Below are 713 nucleotides of genomic sequence, written 5' to 3' on the forward strand. Positions count from 1 at the left end.
TAGAAGACGGCGCGTTTGAACCAGTCGGGGTCGCGGTCCTTGGCCGGGGTGTCCTCGAACGTGTCCGGGACGGGCTCATTGACCATCATGCGGGTGACCCTCCGATCCGCGCTGCCGGGCCGACGGAGAACACATGCGCGCCGCCCGGGCCCAGACGCACATAGTTGGCCCTGCCCCAGTGGTAGGTCTCGCCGGTGAGCTCGTCGCGCACCGGCACGGTCTCGTGCCGGTCCAGGCCGAGTCGCGGCATGTCCAACGAGACCGTGGCCTCCTGGGTGTGGTGGGGATCGAGGTTGACCACCACCACGACCACGTCCTCCCGGGTGCGCTTCCCGTACACGAAGACCGCTTCGTTGTCGGCCTCGTGGAAGTGGAGGTTCCTGAGTTCGTGCAGGGCCTTGTGGCGCCTCCTGATCCGGTTCAGCCGGGTGATCAGCGGAGTGATGGTCCTGCCCGCGCGTTCGGCTGACTCCCAGTCGCGGGGCCGCAGTTGGTACTTCTCGGAGTCGAGGTACTCCTCGCTGCCCGTCGCGACGGCGGTGTTCTCGCACAGCTCGTACCCGGCGTACATCCCCCAGGACGGCGACAGCGTCGCGGCGAGCACGGCCCGCAGCTCGAAGGCCGGACGGTCGCCGCGCTGGAGGAACTCGTGCAGGATGTCCGGGGTGTTCACGAAGAAGTTGGGCCGCATGTAGGAGGCGGTCTCGCCCGAC

Annotated in this window: 1 pseudogene; it reads right to left on the reverse strand. The window is 68.2% G+C overall.

Features of this window, described 5'->3' with window-relative positions:
* Window positions 1-85: 85 nt before the first annotated feature.
* Window positions 86-713, reverse strand: a pseudogene (locus tag ABEB03_RS43665) (alpha-1,4-glucan--maltose-1-phosphate maltosyltransferase); the annotation flags it as partial.

It is taken from the genome of Streptomyces siamensis (genome assembly GCF_039543605.1).
Lineage (GTDB): Bacteria > Actinomycetota > Actinomycetes > Streptomycetales > Streptomycetaceae > Streptomyces > Streptomyces siamensis.